The organism is Sphingopyxis sp. 22461 (assembly GCF_052044915.1).
Lineage (GTDB): Bacteria > Pseudomonadota > Alphaproteobacteria > Sphingomonadales > Sphingomonadaceae > Sphingopyxis.
Window position 1 is genome coordinate 16,893 of sequence record NZ_JBQENY010000011.1, and the last position, 17,699, is coordinate 34,591.

Below are 17,699 nucleotides of genomic sequence, written 5' to 3' on the forward strand. Positions count from 1 at the left end.
CCCATGCGTCGCTGGCTGATCGGCATATTGCTCGTTGTCGCGGTCGCCGCGGTCGCCTTCTTCGCCCTCGCCCCCGGCATGCTCGAGCGCGGGATGAACCAGATCGACGGCAAGCCGCTGCCGACGGTCAGCGAACGCGCGAAGGCACTGCACCGGACGCTGACGATCGTCGACCTCCACAGCGATACCTTGCTGTGGAAGCGCGATTTCCTCGACCGCGCCGACCGCGGCCATATGGACCTGCCGCGGCTCGAGGACGGCAACGTCGCGCTGCAAATCCTCGCGAGCACGACCAAGTCGCCGAAGGGCCAGAATTACGACGCGAACAGCGGCGACACCGACAATATCACCGGCCTCGTGATCGCGCAGCTCCAGCCGGTGCGGACTTGGAACTCGCTGCTCGAACGCTCGCTCTGGCACGCCGAAAAGCTCCACCGCGCGGTCGCGGCATCGAGCGGCAAGCTGCGCGCGGTCACCACGCCGGAAAATCTCGACGCCCTGCTCGCCGAACGCCGCGGTAGGGTGCCGCCGGTCGGCGCGATGCTCAGCATCGAGGGGCTGCACGGCCTCGAAGGCAAGCTCGCGAACCTCGACAAGCTCTACGCCGCCGGCTTTCGCATGGCGGGGCTGACGCACTTCTTCGACAATGATCTCGCGGGTTCGATGCACGGCATCAAAAAGGGCGGGCTCACGCCGATCGGGCGGCAGGTCGTCGAGGCGATGGAAGCGAAGGGCATGATCGTCGACATCGCGCATTGCTCGAACGCCTGCGTCGCCGACATCCTCAAAATCGCGCGCCGCCCCGTCGTCTCGAGCCACGGCGGCGTACAGGCGACGTGCAAGGTCAACCGCAACCTCAGCGACGAGCAGATCAAGGGCGTTGCCGCGACCGGCGGGCTGATCGGCATCGGCTATTGGGACGCCGCGGTGTGCGACACCTCGCCCGCGAGCATCGCGAAGGCGATGAAGCATGTCCGCGACCTCGTCGGCATTAGCCACGTCGCGCTTGGCAGCGACTATGATGGCGCGACGACGGTGCGGTTCGACACGTCGAAGCTCGTGCAGGTGACGCAGGCGCTGATCGACGCGGGTTTCAGCGACGACGAAATCCGCGCCGCGATGGGCGGCAATGCGATCCGCGTGCTCAAGGCGGGGCTCGTGCCCCTGACGCCGCCCCTTTCCATTACAGCGGCCCCATGATCCGCCTCGACGGCCACCACCGCATCGACGCCCCCCTGCGCGACGGGGTGATCGCGCTCGGCAATTTCGACGGCTTCCACGCCGGGCATCAGGCGGTCGTCGGCCGCGCGGTGCGCCATGCGCAGGACGAGGGCCGCCCCGCGATCGTCGCGACCTTCGATCCGCATCCGGTGCGCTTCTTCAAACCCGACGTCCCGCCCTTCCGCCTGACCACGCTCGACCAAAGGCAGGAATTGTTCGCCGCCGCGGGCGCCGACGCGATGCTCGTCCTGCCGTTCGATGCTACGCTCGCCGCGACGACCGCCGAGGATTTCATCACCGAGCTGCTGCTCGATCGCTACGGCGCCGCGGGGGTCGTGACCGGCGCTGATTTCGTCTTCGGCAAGGGCCGCGGCGGCAATGTCGTGACGCTCGCCGACCACGCCCGCCGCCTCGGCTTCTTCACCGAAATGGTCGCCCCCGTCGACGACGCCGAGGAAGTCATCTCGTCGAGCCGCATCCGCGAGGCGCTGCAGGCGGGCGACTGCGCCGCCGCGACGCGCCTGCTCACCCGCCCCTTCACCGTGCGCAATGTCGTCCAGCATGGCGACAAGAACGGCCGCCTGCTCGGCTTCCCGACCGCGAACCTCGAAATGGGGCAGTATCTGCGCCCGCGTTACGGCATCTACGCCGTCACCGGAAAACTCCCCGATGGCCGCATCCTCAAGGGCGCCGCAAACCTCGGCATCCGCCCGAGCTTCGACCCGCCCAAGGAGCTGCTCGAACCGCATTTCTTCGACTTCGCCGAAGACCTCTACGGACAGGAAATCGACGTCGCCTTCCATGCCTTCATCCGGCCGGAAGCGAAGTTCGACAGCATGGACACGCTGATGGCGCAAATCGCGGCGGATTGCGACGAGGCGAAGCGGTTGCTGGCGGAAATTTGACCCCTCTCCCCTTGCGGTAGAGGGTTGTGCAGCCTTGGCAGCTTGCTGCCTAGGCGCAGCTGGGAGAGGGGGCAGCGTCCTATCGATAAGGCAGCCCCCTCTCCCGTTGCGACTAGCGAGCAAGCTCGCAAGTCTCACGCCCTCTCCCGCAAGGGGAGAGGGAATCAGGGGGGAATAATGACCAACAGCGACGATTGGGCGACCGCGCTCGAAGGCCCGACCAAAAAGCCGATGAAGCGGCGCACGAAAATCCTGCTCTGGGTCTTCGCGCTTGTCGTCGCCTGGTTCACCCTCAGCAATGCCAGCTTCCTCGCCCCCGACCCCACCGGCAAGCGCGTGCTGATCGCCCATCGCGGCGTATCGCAGCTGTTCGATCACAGCGGCGTCACCGACGAGACGTGCACCGCAACGCGCATCCGCGCGCCCGAGCATGACTATATCGAAAACAGCCTGCCCTCGATGAAGGCGGCGATCGGCCGCGACGCGGGCATGGTCAAATTCGACGTCGCGGCCACGAAGGACGGGCAGGTCGCGGTCTTCCACGACTGGACGCTCGATTGCCGCACCGACGGCAAGGGCGAGATCCGCGACCACACGATGGCCGAATTGAAGGCGCTCGATATCGGCTATGGCTATACAGCCGACGGCGGCCAGACCTATCCCCTGCGCGGCAAGGGCGTCGGCCTGATGCCCAGCCTCGACGAAGTGCTCGCCGCGCTCGGCCACGCATCGCTGCTCATCAACTTCAAGTCGCGCGATCCGAAGGAGGCCGAACTCGTCCTCGCTGCCTTCGCGCGCGCCGGCATCGATCCCGACGATCCGCGCTTCGGCTTTTTCGGCAACGCGCGCCTGATGGACGTGATCCGCGCCAAGGCGCCCAAGGCGTGGACGATGGACCCCGACGCGGCCAAGCGCTGCACGACCGATTATATCAAATATGGCTGGTCGGGCTGGTATCCGCCAAGCTGCACCGGGGGCACGATCATGGTGCCGCTGAACTATCAATGGGCCTATTGGGGCTGGCCCGACCGCCTGCAGGACCGCGCTGCAAAACATGGCACGCGCGTCCTCCTCACCGGCCCGCGCGGCGACGAAAAGGGCGGCATGGGGCTGTCCGAGGTCGGTCAACTGACCAAGGTGCCCGCCAGCTTCACCGGCTATGTGTGGATCGACGACATCTATAATCTCGGCCCCGCGCTGCGTCCGCGGCAGAAGTGAAAACCCTCTCCCCTTGGGGGAGAGGGCAGCGAGACTTGCGAGCTCGCTCGCTAGTCGCAGCGGGTGAGGGTCCAGCAACGCCGCATACCCTCACCCAGCTCCAGCTAGGCAGCAGGCTGCCAAGCTTCCACATCCCTCTCCCCCGAGGGGAGAGGAAGGTTTGCGCGCACGCGAATCTGCGCTAAGCGGCCGCCCATGACCGAGAGCACGCCCGCCGCCGAACAGCGCGACTACCGCGACACCGTCTTCCTGCCCAAGACCGACTTCCCGATGAAGGCCGGCCTGCCGCAGAAGGAGCCGCAGATTCTCGCCAAATGGATCGAGGCGGGTCTTGAGGGGCAGATTCGCGAAAGCCGCAGGGGCCGCGACCAGTTCATCCTCCACGACGGCCCGCCCTACGCCAATGGCGACATGCACATCGGCCATGCGCTCAACCATATCCTGAAGGACATGGTCGTCCGCACCCAGACGCTGAAGGGCAAGGACGCGCCCTACGTCCCCGGCTGGGACTGCCACGGCCTGCCGATCGAGTGGAAGGTCGAGGAGCAATATCGCAAGAAAAAGCTCAACAAGGACGAGGTTCCGGTCGAGGAATTCCGCGCCGAATGCCGCGCCTATGCGCAGCATTGGGTCGACACCCAGCGCGAGCAGTTGAAGCGCCTCGGCATCGGCGGCGACTGGGACCATCCGTATCTGACGATGGATTATGAGGCCGAAGCCACGATCGTGCGCGAACTGCTCAAATTCGCCGCGAACGACATGCTCTATCGCGGCGCCAAGCCGGTGATGTGGTCGCCGGTCGAAAAGACCGCGCTCGCCGAGGCCGAGATCGAATATGAGGATATCGTCTCGACGCAGATCGATGTGGCGTTCGAGATCGTCGAAAGCCACATCGCCGAGCTCGTCGGCGCTCATGCCGTCATTTGGACGACCACGCCGTGGACGATCCCGGTCAACCAGGCGTTAGCCTATGGGCCGGAGGTCGAATATTCGCATGTTCAGTGGGAGTGGATCGATGCCGGGCGGGTAATCCGCGTTTTGGTCGCATCAGATCTTTTGGAAACGTTTCGTTCGCGGCTCGACCCCGAGCAGAGCCTCGATCATCCGGACATCGAAGACGTTTTGGGCGTTTACAAAGGCTCCGACCTTGCCGGCACCATCGCCCGCCACCCGATGCACGCGCTCGGCGGCTTCTTCGCGCGTCCGCGTCCCTTCCTCGCGGGCGATTTTGTCACCACCGACAGCGGCACGGGCCTTGTCCATATGTCGCCCGACCATGGCGAGGACGACTTCGACCTGTGCAAGGCGAACGGCATCGACCCCGTGTTCGCGGTCGAGGGCGACGGCAAATATCGCGAAGACTGGGGCTGGCTCGGCTGTCAGGGATCGGTGATCAACCCCAAGTTCAACGCCCCCGACGGCCCGATCTGCACCGACCTTAAGGAAGCCGGCGCGCTGCTCGCGGCCAGCGCCGACTATAAGCACAGCTATCCGCACAGCTGGCGCTCGAAAGCCAAGGTCATCTATCGCTGCACCCCGCAATGGTTCGTGCCGATGGACAAGGTGATGACGCATATCGAGCCCAAGACCCCGCGCGAAAAGCGCTGGGAGAATGAAGGCGGCGCGCTCAACCCGCATGAGGAAGATCTCTGCGCCGCGCCGACGCTGCGCCAAGCCGCGATGCAGGCGATCGACGACACGCGCTTCGTCCCGGCCAAGGGCCGCAACCGCATCGGATCGATGGTCGAGGGCCGCCCCGACTGGGTGCTCAGCCGCCAGCGCGCATGGGGCGTGCCGATCACGCTCTTCGTCGACCGCAAGACCGGCCATTATCTCAACGACCCGATCGTCAACGACCGCATCGTCGCGGCGGTGAAGGAAGGCGGCGTCGACGCATGGAACGACGCGCGCGCGCAGGAATATCTGGGCGACGCTTATGATGCGGCGAACTACGAACGCATCGTCGACATTCTCGACGTCTGGTTCGATTCGGGCTGCACCCACGCCTTCGTGCTCGAAAGCGGCAAATGGCCCGCGCTCGTCCGCCACGACGGCAGCACGCACAGCGCCGACCTCTATCTCGAAGGCAGCGACCAGCATCGCGGCTGGTTCCAGTCGTCGCTGCTGGAGTCCTGCGGCACGCGCGGACAGGCGCCGTACAAGGCGGTGCTGACGCACGGCTTCACGATGGACAGCAAGGGCTTCAAACAGTCGAAATCGCTCGGCAACACGACCGACCCCGTCAAGGTGATGGAAACCAACGGCGCCGACATCATCCGCCTGTGGGCGCTCAGCGTCGACTTCACCGAGGACCACCGCATCGGCGACGAGATCCTGAAGGGCGTCGCCGACCAGTATCGCAAGCTGCGCAACACCTTCCGCTACCTGCTCGGCGCGCTCGACGGCTTTACCGATGAGGAACGCGTCACCGACGTTTCGGCGATGCCCGAGCTGGAACGTTACATGCTCAGCCTGCTCGCCGACCTCGACGCGAAGATGCATCGGGCGGTCGATGATTTCGACTTCAACGGCTACACGCGCCTGCTGGCCGATTTCTGCAACGAGGATCTGTCGGCCTTCTATTTCGACATCCGCAAGGACGTCCTCTACTGCGACCTCGGCCCCGCCGCGCCGCTCGGCACCGACACCCGCCGCGCGTACCGCAGCGTGCTCGACACGCTGTGCCACGCGCTCGTCCGCTACGCGACCCCGGTGCTGGTGTTCACCGCCGAGGAAGTGTGGGGCACGCGTTATCCCGATGCGGGCAGCGTGCATCTGCTCGAATGGCCGACGGTCGACGCCGCATGGAACGACGCCGCGCTCGCGAGCAAATGGGCGAACGTCCGCACCCAGCGCGAAGCGGTGACCGAGGCGATCGAACCCTATCGCCGCGAAAAGACGATCCGGTCGAGCCTTGAGGCCGAAGTCACGATCCCCGATCCGACGCTCGATCCCGCCGCGCTCGAGGAAATCTTCATCGTGTCGGTCGCCCGCGCCGGCGACGAACTGGCGGTCACCCGCACCGAAAACCACAAATGCGGCCGCTGCTGGCGCCACCTGCCCGAGGTCGAGGCCGACGGCAGCTTGTGCAATCGCTGCGACACGGTATTGACCGCGGCATGAGCAGCTCACGTTCGCCCCACCTGCGCTTCGGCCTGATCTTTGCCGCGGCCGCCTTCATCCTCGACCAGATCACCAAATGGGTCGTCACCGTCCCGCTGTCGCTGGAACCGAAGGGACAGATCGAGCTCGCGAGCTTCTTCAACCTGACCTGGGCGGAAAATTGCGGCATTTCGCTGTCGATGTTCGCCAGCTGCACCGATACGACGCGCTGGACGCTCGTCGCGGTGACGGGACTCGTCGCCGCCGCGGTCGCCTTCTGGATGACGCGCGAACAGGCGAAGGGCGACGTGATCGCGCTCGCGATGATCCTCGGCGGCGCGCTCGGCAATATCGTCGACCGCGTCCGCTTCGGCTATGTCGTCGACTTCGCCGACCTGCATATCGGCGATTTCCGCCCCTTCATGATCTTCAACGTCGCCGATGCGTGCATCACGCTCGGCGTGCTTTTGCTGGTTGCGCGCGCGCTGCTCTTGGGCGAAAAGGCCCCAGCCGCTGACGGTCAGCCGTCCGCCGAATAAACGGGGCGCATAGGAGTTATTACAGTGAACCGGACCACCGCCATCCTGGCCGCCTCGATTCTTGCCACGACGCTTTCGGCCTGCGGGTCGAACAGCCTGTTCAGCCGCGACCGTCCTGACGAAATGATGGTATCGCGTCAGGCGCCGCTCGTCGTGCCGCCCGATTTCGCGCTCACCCCGCCGGCCCCCGGCACCGCGCGCCCCGGCGGCGAAACGACCGCCGAACAGACGCTGCGCGCGCTCTTCGGCGGCCCGTCGGCGCGTAGCGCGAGCGAAACGCAGATCATCGGCAGCGCCGACGGCGCGCGCGCCGATCCGGGCATCCGCAGCCAGGTGGGCAGCCCCGACACGCAGGTCGTCGACAAGGGCCTCGTCGTCCGCGACATCCTCGCCGCCCCCGAAGGCGACGGCCGCGACGCATCGGCGGCGATCCCGACCGCCTGAACCGCCCTTTCGACCGATGATGAGGACGGCCCGGCATAACCGGGCCGTTTTCTTATGCGGCTCAGCTAAACAGGTTCGACAGCAGCAGCACCGCGACAATGCTTTCGACCATCGCGCGCGACGCCTGGCCAAAGGCGCGCAGCCGGCTGCACTTCAGATGCTGGACGAACCACGCGGTCTGCAGGGTGCCGAACCACAGCAGCGCGGCAAGCGCCAGCACCACACCGGTGACCAGCGACCATGTATGCGCCAGCCGGATTAATATCGTGGCGGCGCCGAACAGGATCGCGAGCAACGCGACGACATAACATTGGCTGTAGAAGGGAGCGCGTAGCGTTTGGCGTGTGAGTTCGACCTTGCGCGCGCGAACCAACCGCGTCGCCATCAACACCGCGAACAGGCTGTAGGTCACGATGCGCAGCATGATCAGGTCGGTGTTGGTGCTGACCAGCGCGGACAGGCCGATCTTGCTCGTCACCACCGCTTCGGTGCCGACCAGCGCCAGTTCTGCGGCGTGGACGATGATCAGCGACAGCAGCAGGAACAGCGGCGGCGACAGCGTGTCGGTATATTGCTGGTCCTCGGTATCGCGCTGCTCGAGGTCCGAATAATCCATCATCTTCAAGGGGTGGACGAGCGTCCGCCACAGCGTGATCGGATAAAAGACCAGCCACGACATAACCTCGTAGAGCAGCTCGTCGAGCGATTGCAGGAGGTTGAAGAAGTTCATGCCGCCCCGTGCCCCCCGGCTTGCTTATCGGCTCAAGCGCGCGCGCCCGCTTCCTCGACGCCCGCGCTGTTATGCCGCAGCGCCTTCAGCACGCAATCGACGATCTGCGGCGCGTTGAGCCCCGCCGCGTCATATTGCAGCTCGGGCTTGTCCTGGTCCTGGAAGACATCGGGCAGGCGCATCGTGCGCAGCTTCAGCCCCGCGTCGATCAGCCCCTCATCGCTCGCGAGCGTCAGCACATGCGCGCCCAGCCCGCCGACGCTGCCCTCTTCGACCGTCACGCACACCTCATGGCCGCTAAGCGTCTTGCGGATCAGCTCCTCGTCGAGCGGCTTCGCGAAGCGAAGGTCGATCACGCTCGTCGACAGCCCGCGCGCCTCCAGCGTGTCGGCCGCCTTCAGCGCCTCGGCGAGCCGGGTGCCGAGCGACAGGATCGCGACGGTCTTGCCGCTCCGCACGACGCGCCCCTTGCCGATCGCGAGCTTCTCGGGAACCGCGGGCAGCGCCACGCCGGTGCCATTGCCGCGCGGATAGCGGAAGGCGATCGGGCCATCGTCATATTCGGCGGCCGTGTATGTCATATGGACGAGTTCGGCCTCGTCGGCCGCCGCCATCACCACCATGTTCGGCAAGGTCGCCAGATAGGTGACGTCGAACGAGCCCGCATGCGTCGAGCCGTCGGCCCCGACGAGTCCCGCGCGGTCGATCGCAAAGCGCACCGGCAGATTCTGGATCGCGACATCGTGCACGACCTGGTCATAGGCGCGCTGGAGGAAGGTCGAATAGATCGCCGCGAACGGCCGCATCCCCTGCGCCGCGAGCCCCGCAGCAAAGGTCACCGCATGCTGCTCGGCAATGCCCACGTCGAAGGTGCGGTCGGGGTGCGCCTTCGCGAATTTGTCGACCCCGGTCCCCGACGGCATCGCGGCGGTGATCGCGACGATGCGCTTGTCGGTGTCGGCAAGCTTCGCGAGCGTCTCGCCGAACACATTCTGGTACGCGGGCGGTCCCGGCGGCGCCTTCGCCTGCTCGCCGGTGATCACGTCAAATTTCTGGACGCCATGATATTTGTCGGCGGCCGCCTCGGCGGGGGCGTAACCCTTGCCCTTCATCGTCACCGCATGGATCAGCACCGGGCCATGGTCGCTGTCTCGCACATTTTCGAGCACCGGGATCAGATGTTCGAGATTATGCCCGTCGATCGGCCCGACATAATAAAAGCCGAGCTCTTCGAAGAGAGTCCCGCCCATCGCCATGCCGCGCGCGAACTCGTCGGTCTTTTTCGCCGCCTTGTGCAGCGGTTCGGGCAGCTTGCGCGCGAAACGCCGCGCGATCTCGCGCAGCTCGATGAACGGCCGCGACGATACGAGCTTGGCGAGATAGGCCGAAAGCCCGCCCACCGGCGGCGCGATCGACATGTCGTTGTCGTTGAGGATCACGATCAGCCGGTTGCCCGCCGCGGCGGCGTTGTTCATCGCCTCATAGGCCATGCCCGCCGACATCGACCCGTCGCCGATCACCGCGATCGCGCGGCCGGGCTCGTCCTTCAGCTTGTTGGCGATCGCGAAGCCCAATGCGGCGCTGATCGAGGTCGACGAATGCGCCGCCCCGAACGGATCATATTCGCTCTCGCTGCGCTTGGTGAAACCGCTCAGCCCGCCGCCGGTGCGCAAGGTGCGGATGCGGTCGCGGCGCCCGGTGATGATCTTGTGCGGATAGCATTGGTGTCCGACGTCCCACACGATCTTGTCGCGCGGCGTGTCGAACACATAGTGGAGCGCGGTCGTCAGCTCGACGACACCCAGCCCTGATCCCAGATGCCCGCCCGTTGTGCCGACGGCCGAGATCATCTCGGCGCGCAGCTCGTCGGCGAACTGGCGGAGGTCTTCGGGCTTCAGCTTGCGGAGGTCGGCGGGGACATCCACCGTGTCGAGCAGCGGCGTATGCGGACGATCGGTCATGTCGTCGTCATAAAGCCAAGCGCATGGGGTGTCGAACGAAAAGGGATCGAGGCGGCAGCCGATCCTCCGCCCTGCGAGCGCGGCGGATCAATCTTCGCCCTCCCCCTCCTCGCGCGCCTTCGCCGCATCGACCTGCGCATAAAGCCCGCGCACCATCAGGTCGGTGAACACCAGCATCACCCCGACCATGCCGAGGAAAAGCGCGACCGCAACCGCGGGCAGCGGGCCGACGCTTTCGACGCCTTCCTTCTTCATCACCGCCGCGAGCACCGCCGCGGCGGCCATGAAGGCATAGCCGATGAAACGCGGCACGCGGCTCATGATACGCGCTCCCGCCGGGTATCGGCCGCGGAACCAATGGCGATGCGGAGGAATATGAAAGCGGCGAAGAGGCGTTGGTTCATGAAAGGCACATGCGATCAAATGCATCCTTCGGCAAGACGAAGCCGTTGCAATGGCGGATTGTTTACTTACACCCCCGTAAGGACGGGCAGGACCATAGGATATTGAGCGGATGACCATCGCCGATTTGAGACTGTTCTTCCGCATCGGCCCGCCGGCGCGCATCGTCCCGCTTCTTGCCGCCTGCGCGCTCGCCGCACCCGCCGCCGCCGAAGAGGCGCCGCTGCCCTATGAGATAACCGCCACGCCCCCCGACACCGGCCTCGCGACCGGAATCGAGGAAGAACCCGCGCGCTATCTTCAGAACACCGATATCGACGAGAATATCCTGCTCCCCGGCGCGCGGCCCGACGACGACGATGAAGATTCGGATCGCAAATGGTCGCGCAACTATATCGCCGTCGCGGCGGGCGTGCTGAACTCGGCCGACTATAATGGATCGGACGACCGCCGCTTTCTGCCGGCCTTTTACGTCCGCGGCCGGTACGAGGGCTTTTCCTTCTCGACCCGCGGCACCAATTTCCAGGTAGACCTGATCCGCCATCGCCGCGGCCAGAAGATCGACTGGAAGTTCGGTCCGATCATCAGCCTGCGCGGCGACCGCACCGGCAGCGTCAAGGATCCGCAGGTCGACCTGCTCCCCGACCGCAAAATGGCGGTCGAGGCCGGCTTCTTCACGGGCGTCACCAAAACCGGCGTGATCACCAGCGCCTATGATCAGCTCGGCTTCCGCTTCGTCGCGACGAAGGACATATCGGGCAAACACGGCAGCTGGACCGCTTCGCCGACGATCGATTACGGCACGCCGCTGTCGAAACGCGCCTATATTGGCGTGTCGGCGTCGGTGAACTTCTACGGCAAGGGCTTCGGCCGCTATTATTACGACATCGACCCGCTGGGCAGCGCCGCGAGCGGCCTCCCCGTCTACACCCGTGCGGGGACCAAGGCGACCGCGGGCAAATATACGCTCGGCGTGGCGGGCGCCTATGCGCTGTCGGGCGACCTTCGCAAGGGCTTCGTGCTGCTCGGCGGCGCGCAATATGGCCGCCTCCTCTCGCGCTTCGCCGATTCGCCAATCGTGAAGGACGCCGGCAGCGCCGACCAGTGGGTCTTCGGCGGGGGTTTGGCTTACCAGTTCTGAGCCCGACGGCAAGGCGGCTGCCCCGCGATGACTTGACCAAAATCGTATACGATGTACTAAGACGCTCCTCTACAATATCGTCGCGGAGACGCCTTTCTTGACCTCGGATTCTCAGGATATTCTGCGCGGAGCGCGGCTCGCTCCCCCCAGCGTCATGCTGGTCGGTTGCGGCAATATGGGTGGCGCGATGCTCGCCGGCTGGCTGCAGAGCGGCGTGCCGGCCTCGTCAATAACGGTCGTCGATCCTTCGCTCGCGGCGGCGCCGGAAGGGGTGCGGCTGCTCGGTTCGGTCCCGACCGGGCTCGCCCCGCCCGCGGTGCTGGTCCTCGCCGTGAAGCCGCAGAAACTTGCCGAGATCGCACCATCGCTCGCGGAACTGGCGGGCCCCGGCACTATGTTGATTTCGGTGCTCGCGGCGGTCGAGTTTGCGACGCTGCGATATCATTTTCGGGCGGCCGGGCCGCTGGTGCGTGCGGTGCCCAATCTTCCCGCGGCGATCGGGCGCGGGGTCACCGCGCTCGCGGGCGACGGCGTGGATGGGTCGTCACGGGCACTGGCCGAAACCCTTTTTGCTCCGCTCGGCATCGTGGAATGGATGAGCGACGAGCGCCTTTGCGCCATTGCGACGACGGTTTCGGGCGCGACTCCCGCCTTTTTCTTCCGGATCGCCGATGCGATGGCGTTCGCTGCGGAGGCTCAGGGGCTAAGCCGCGAACAAGCGCTTCGGTTGATTGCCGAGACGATGGCCGGATCGGCGGCGATGCTGGCCGAGGCCGGAGCCGACCCCGCCGACATGGCGCGCCGCGTTGCAAGCCCGGGCGGCGTAACCCTCGCCGGCCTCGAGGTTCTCGACGAAGACGACACGCTCACCCGGTTGATGGGCGACACCATTGCCGCTTCGGCGGCGCGAAACGACGAAATGACCCGGGCCTTCCGGCCGCAGACTCTCCCCCAGGAACAATGAAGGACGCCAAAATGATAGCTGGTTCGATTTTCGTCGGCGCGACCGAAGACAGTGCAACCGAGACCTTCCTCGCGGTCGATCCTTCGACCGGACAGGCGATCGAACCGCCGTTTGGCGCCGCGGACGCGAGCCATGTCGACCGTGCCTGTGCGCTCGCCGATGCCGCCTTTGCCAGCTTTTCCGAAACCACGCTCGAAGCGCGGGCGGCGTTTCTCGAAGCCATTGCCGACGGCATTGCCGCGATCGGCGACGATCTGATCGAACGCGCAATGGCCGAGAGCGGCCTGCCGCGCGCAAGGCTCGAGGGCGAGCGCGGCCGCACGATGGGGCAGCTGCGCATGTTTGCCGCCTTTGTCCGCGCGGGCGACTGGCTGCACGCGACGATCGATCCCGCCTTGCCCGATCGCGCGCCGTTGCCGCGGCCCGACCTCCGCCGCCGGCACATTGCGCTCGGCCCCGTCGCGGTGTTCGGTGCGAGCAACTTCCCGCTCGCCTTCTCGGTCGCCGGCGGCGACACCGCGTCGGCGTTCGCCGCGGGCTGCCCGGTCGTGGTCAAGGGTCACCCCGCGCATCCCGGCACGGGCGAGCTTGTCGCACGCGCGATCCGCGCGGCGGTCGCAAGCTGTGGGCTTCACGAAGGCGTCTTCTCCTATCTGCCCGGCCCGTCGAACGCACTCGGCGGCGCGCTCGTCGCCGATCCGCGGATCAAGGCCGTGGGTTTCACCGGTTCGCGCGGCGGCGGACTCGCGCTGATGCAGATCGCCGCGACACGCACCGAGCCGATCCCGGTTTATGCCGAGATGAGCAGCATCAACCCGGTAATCCTTTTCCCCGCCGCGCTCAGGAACCGGGCGGAGGCGCTCGGCGAGGCGTTCGCCCAGTCGCTGACGATGGGCGCCGGCCAATTCTGCACCAACCCCGGTCTGCTGATCGCGCTCGACGGCCCCGATCTCGACCGCTTCGCCGCCGCGGCGGGCGCTGCGCTGTCGGCGATTGCCCCTGCGACGATGTTGACGCCGGGCATCCACAAAAGCTTCGAGAGCGGTGTCGATGCCCTCGAGCGTCATTCGGCGACGCAGCTTGTCGCGCGCGGTGCCGAAGGGCCGGGCACGTGCGCGGCACGCGGTGCGCTGTTCATCACCGACGCCGCGGGCTTCCTCGCCGACGCGGCGCTCGGCCACGAAGTCTTCGGCTCATCGTCGGTGATCGTCCGCTGCCGCGACATCGACGAGGTCGCGGCGCTGGTCGCGGGACTCGAGGGCCAGCTCACCGCGACGCTCCAGATCGACGCCGACGACGAGCCGCTGGCGGCACGGCTGCTGCCGCTGATCGAGCGCAAGGTCGGGCGCATTCTCGCCAATGGCTGGCCGACGGGCGTCGAGGTGGGCCATGCGATGGTCCATGGTGGGCCTTATCCGTCGACCTCGGACGGACGGAGCACCTCGGTCGGTACGCTGGCGATCGAACGCTTCCTGCGGCCCGTCAGCTATCAGAATTTGCCCGAAAGCCTGCTCCCGGCCGCGCTGAAGCCGGCCAATCCGTTGGGCATCGCGCGCCGTATCGACGGCGCGCTTGTTTTGGGCGATTGATAAGGCAGCGCTCGCGTCCGGCGGTGGGCGCGAGCGCTGCCTCCCCCTGTTCAGTTGCCTACGGCCGCGCTGTCATAGAAGGTGTCGAGGTCGCGCTTGAACTGCCCGATGACTGCCGGGTTGATGTAAACCATGTGGCCCGATTCATAATAATGATAGGTCAGGTTCGCGCGCAACGACGGGTCGATCTGCATATGCTTCAGATCATATTCGGCGCCGAAAAAGGGCGTCGCCATGTCGTAATAGCCGTTGAGTGACAGCACTTTCAGATAGGGATTCTGGCGCATCGCGGCCGACAGGTCGAGCGCGGTGTTGGCAAGCGCCATCTGCGCGCCGCCCTGCCGTCCGCCGGGCGCGCGGTGGCGCTGGTCCCAATTGCCGCCGCCGATCTTGACGTAATAATTGGGACGGTAGCTGAGCTTGGTCTTATAGCCGAGCGTGCCGAACAGATATTTGTTGAGCGCGCCGACATAGGGCCCGCTGATCGCGGCGTCGGTGGTGTCGAACTCGGGGCCTTCGCCCGCCGCATCGACGTCGATCCCGATGAAACGCGAATCGAGCCGGCCGACGGTGCGCTTCTGGTCACGCATCAACTCCTTGCGGAACCGCGACAGTTCAACGCGCAGGTCGGCGTCGAGGATATATTTGACCGGCAGCCCCGTATAGGCGCTCATCTGCTGCGCGACGGCACCCCGTTCCTCGTCGCTGAGGTCGGACCCCTTGGCGAGTGCCGCCGCATAGGGTCCCGTCGTCCATTGCCGCACTTCGGTCAGGAAGGGTTCGAGCGCCGCGGGCTTGTTAGCCAGCCGATTGTGATACCAGGCGGTCGCGGCATAGCTTGGCAGATAGGTGAGGTAAATCTGGTCGTAGCCCGGCTGGCGCACGCCATAGTTCAGGATCGACGACAGCAGCACGACGCCGTTCATCTGCACCCCCCGCTGCTGCAGCGCATAGACCAGCCCCGCGCCGCGCAGCGTGCCATAGCTTTCGCCGAACAGGAATTTCGGGCTGTCCCAGCGGTCGTTGAGCGTGAGGTAGCGCATGATACCGCGCGAGAAGGCGTCGATATCCTGATCGACCCCCCAGAATTCGGGGCCCTTCGACTTGCCGATCGGACGCGACAGGCCGGTGCCGATCGCGTCGAGAAAGACGATGTCGGTCTTGTCGAGCATCGTCTCGGGATTGCTCCGGATGCGATAGGGTGCGGGAGCGGTGCTGCCCGCGTTCGGCGTTTCGACGAGCACGGGGCCGATCGATCCCATGTGCAGCCACATGCTCGACGAGCCCGGCCCGCCGTTGAAGGTGAAGGTCACCGGGCGCGGCGCCGAACCCTTCGGCCGGTCGGCGACATAGGCGACGTAGAACATGCTCGCGACCGCCTCGCCATCGTCGTCGCGGATGGTGAGTGTGCCGGGGGTCGCGGTATAGGCGATCGTCCGGCCCTTGACGGTCACGCTGCCGCGTTTCGGCTGCGCGTCCTCCTCGGCACTGGCACGCGCGATATCCTCTTCGGGTTCGTTCGCGTCGGCCTTGGCGCTTTCGCTCTTGCCGGTTTCGGCTTTCTTTTCCTGCGCGGCGGCGGGCAGCGCGAGTGCCGCGGCCAGCGCGACAAGGATCGGATAGCGGTTGATACGCATGGATCTCTCCTGGGAATATTCTGTCGGGGGGGAAGGAAATCAGGGGGCGGCGGCGGTCGGACCTTCGCCGCCATCGGCGATGAATTTTTCAAGCTGCTGTTCGAGCACCGGAAGCGGCACCGACCCCAGGGCGAGGAAGGTGTCGTGGAACTTGCGCTGGTCGAACTTCGGCCCGAGCTTTGCCTCGGCGTCGGCGCGCAGCCGGCGGATCGTGATCTCGCCCAGCTTGTAAGCGAGCGCCTGTCCGGGCCAGCTGATATAGCGGTCGATCTCGGTCTCGACGTCATGCTGCGCGAGCGCGGTGTGGCTCGCGAGATAGTCGATCGCCTTCTCGCGGCTCCAGCCATAATGATGGACGCCGGTGTCGACGACGAGCCGCGAGGCGCGCCACATTTCGAACGAGAGGCGCCCGAAATCCTCGTAGGGCGTGCGATAGATGCCCATCTTGGTGCCGAGCCATTCGGTGTAGAGCCCCCAGCCCTCGCCATAGCCCGAGAAATAGGTCTGGCGGCGGAAGGCGGGCCATTTCACCGTCTCGAGCGCGACCGCGGCCTGGAAGCTGTGCCCGGGAACGCATTCGTGGAGCGTCAGCGCGGGGATCTGGTACAGCGGCCGCGACGGCAGATCATAGGTGTTCATCAGGCACGCATCGAGCCCGCCGCGCCCCGACGTATAGGTCGGCGCGATCGCGTCGGGCACCGGCAGGATGGTGAAGCGGTAGCGCGGCAGGAAGCCGATCGTATATTTCAGCTGGCCGTCGGCGCGCTTGGCGACAAGCGCCGAGAAGGCGAGAAGCTCCTCGGGGGTCTTCGCATAAAATTGCGGGTCGGTGCGCAGGAACTGGATGAACGCCGCAAGGTCACCTTTGAACCCCGCCTTCTCCTTCACCTGCTCCATCTCGGCAGTGATCCGCGCGACTTCCTTGAGGCCGATTTCGTGGATCTGTTCGGCGGTCAGTGCGGTGGTCGTATATTCGCGGATCTGCGCCTGATAAAAGGCCTTGCCGTCGGGCATCGCCTCGGCCGCCAGCGTCGTGCGCGCCTTGGGCAGATACTCTTGCTTGAAGAAGGTCAGCAGCTTGGCGTACGCGGGCGCCACCGTCCCCGAAATCACCTCCTGCGCTTCGGTGCGCAACCGCTCCTGATCCGCTGCCGGGATCGTAGAAGGCATCTTGGCGAAGGCGCTGTAGAAAGGGTTTTTCGCCGGGTCGGCGTCGACATAGGCGGCGATCGTTGCGTCGCGTCCTTCGAGCGAGGCGCGCGGCACGCTGAAGCCGCGCTTCAGCCCCGCGCGCATATTGACGATCTGCTCGTCGAAATAGCGCGGGATGTCGCGCATGCGGCCGATGTAGCGTTGATATTCCTCAAGCGACGGCCAGGCGTCGCGCGCACTCAGCCCCGACCAGAACTGGCTGTCGGCGTTGAACGGCATTTCCCACATCCGGTACTTGCCCTCGGCGACGAAGGCCTCGAGACTGGTGCGCAGCACCGCGGCATTGATCTTCTCATTCTCGGACAATTGATCGACCGGAATCGTGTCGAGCGCGGCGAGCGTCTTTTGCCAATAGGCCTGCCGCGCCGCCTGCGTCGCCGCATCGACGCGCGGCAGATGGTCGGCCGACGCGGTGAAGGGCGGGTCACCGATGCGCCGGGCGAATTCCTTCTGCCGCCAGGCCCACTCGGCCTCGTACAGCTCGCGAAGCCGGGCGTCGGCGCTTCCCGGCGTGGCCGCCGCGGCCGAAGGGGCGGCCGCGGCGGGTGTCTCTGCCGCGGCGGGCGCCAGCGGCAGAAGAGCGAGGGTCGAAAGCAGGATCGTGCGGGTGAACAACTTCTGTCTCCTCATCGGA

Annotated in this window: 14 protein-coding genes; 9 read left to right on the plus strand and 5 right to left on the minus strand. The window is 66.0% G+C overall.

Annotation, left to right across the window (positions count from 1 at the left end):
- Positions 1-3: 3 nt before the first annotated feature.
- From ACTJI5_RS17980 to ACTJI5_RS18005, 6 genes are all read left to right on the plus strand, one after another.
- Complete coding sequence (locus tag ACTJI5_RS17980) at positions 4-1,200, plus strand: dipeptidase (protein ID WP_440861266.1); 1,197 nt, start codon at positions 4-6, stop codon at positions 1,198-1,200.
- A complete protein-coding gene (locus ACTJI5_RS17985; RefSeq protein WP_440861267.1) occupies positions 1,197-2,126 on the plus strand; it encodes a bifunctional riboflavin kinase/FAD synthetase in 930 nt (309 codons plus the stop codon). The genes ACTJI5_RS17980 and ACTJI5_RS17985 overlap by 4 nt, the downstream gene beginning before the upstream one ends.
- A 177-nt stretch (positions 2,127-2,303) precedes the next feature.
- Positions 2,304-3,344 carry a glycerophosphodiester phosphodiesterase family protein gene (locus tag ACTJI5_RS17990; protein WP_440861268.1) on the plus strand — a complete coding sequence of 347 codons (1,041 nt, stop codon included), beginning with the start codon at positions 2,304-2,306 and terminating at the stop codon, positions 3,342-3,344.
- Between the two features lie 195 nt (positions 3,345-3,539).
- On the plus strand, positions 3,540-6,467 hold the full coding sequence (ileS, locus tag ACTJI5_RS17995) for an isoleucine--tRNA ligase (protein ID WP_440861269.1): 2,928 nt from the start codon (positions 3,540-3,542) through the stop codon (positions 6,465-6,467).
- Positions 6,464-6,985, plus strand: a complete 522-nt coding sequence (gene lspA, locus ACTJI5_RS18000; RefSeq protein ID WP_440861270.1) for a signal peptidase II — start codon at positions 6,464-6,466, stop codon at positions 6,983-6,985. Before ileS ends, lspA begins: the two co-directional genes overlap by 4 nt.
- Before the next feature lie 24 nt (positions 6,986-7,009).
- Positions 7,010-7,429 (plus strand): DUF3035 domain-containing protein, encoded by a 420-nt coding sequence (locus ACTJI5_RS18005; protein ID WP_310255628.1) that lies wholly within the window; start codon positions 7,010-7,012, stop codon positions 7,427-7,429.
- A gap of 61 nt (positions 7,430-7,490) precedes the next feature.
- Here the strand turns inward: ACTJI5_RS18005 and ACTJI5_RS18010 are convergent, their stop codons facing one another.
- From ACTJI5_RS18010 to ACTJI5_RS18020, 3 genes are all read right to left on the minus strand, one after another.
- Positions 7,491-8,159, minus strand: a complete 669-nt coding sequence (locus tag ACTJI5_RS18010; protein ID WP_440861271.1) for a hypothetical protein — start codon at positions 8,157-8,159, stop codon at positions 7,491-7,493.
- 32 nt (positions 8,160-8,191) lie between these two features.
- Positions 8,192-10,120: a 1-deoxy-D-xylulose-5-phosphate synthase gene (gene dxs, locus ACTJI5_RS18015; RefSeq protein WP_440861272.1), complete on the minus strand. Its 1,929-nt coding sequence runs from the start codon at positions 10,118-10,120 to the stop codon at positions 8,192-8,194.
- A gap of 87 nt (positions 10,121-10,207) precedes the next feature.
- Positions 10,208-10,441 (minus strand): hypothetical protein, encoded by a 234-nt coding sequence (locus ACTJI5_RS18020; protein ID WP_137889768.1) that lies wholly within the window; start codon positions 10,439-10,441, stop codon positions 10,208-10,210.
- A gap of 193 nt (positions 10,442-10,634) precedes the next feature.
- Here ACTJI5_RS18020 and ACTJI5_RS18025 point away from each other — a divergent pair, with 193 nt between their 5' ends.
- The 3 genes from ACTJI5_RS18025 to ACTJI5_RS18035 all read left to right on the plus strand — a co-directional run bounded on the left by ACTJI5_RS18025 (position 10,635) and on the right by ACTJI5_RS18035 (position 14,216).
- Positions 10,635-11,663 (plus strand): MipA/OmpV family protein, encoded by a 1,029-nt coding sequence (locus ACTJI5_RS18025; RefSeq protein ID WP_440861273.1) that lies wholly within the window; start codon positions 10,635-10,637, stop codon positions 11,661-11,663.
- Positions 11,664-11,760: 97 nt separating this feature from the next.
- Positions 11,761-12,627, plus strand: coding sequence for a pyrroline-5-carboxylate reductase family protein (locus ACTJI5_RS18030; RefSeq protein WP_440861274.1), 867 nt, complete (start codon positions 11,761-11,763; stop codon positions 12,625-12,627).
- Between the two features lie 11 nt (positions 12,628-12,638).
- Positions 12,639-14,216: an aldehyde dehydrogenase (NADP(+)) gene (locus tag ACTJI5_RS18035; RefSeq protein ID WP_440861275.1), complete on the plus strand. Its 1,578-nt coding sequence runs from the start codon at positions 12,639-12,641 to the stop codon at positions 14,214-14,216.
- A gap of 50 nt (positions 14,217-14,266) precedes the next feature.
- On the opposite strand, the gene ACTJI5_RS18040 is transcribed toward ACTJI5_RS18035, so the two are convergent.
- Positions 14,267-15,853: a S10 family peptidase gene (locus tag ACTJI5_RS18040; protein WP_440861276.1), complete on the minus strand. Its 1,587-nt coding sequence runs from the start codon at positions 15,851-15,853 to the stop codon at positions 14,267-14,269.
- A gap of 39 nt (positions 15,854-15,892) precedes the next feature.
- Complete coding sequence (locus ACTJI5_RS18045) at positions 15,893-17,695, minus strand: DUF885 domain-containing protein (protein ID WP_440861277.1); 1,803 nt, start codon at positions 17,693-17,695, stop codon at positions 15,893-15,895.
- Between the last annotated feature and the right edge of the window lie 4 nt (positions 17,696-17,699).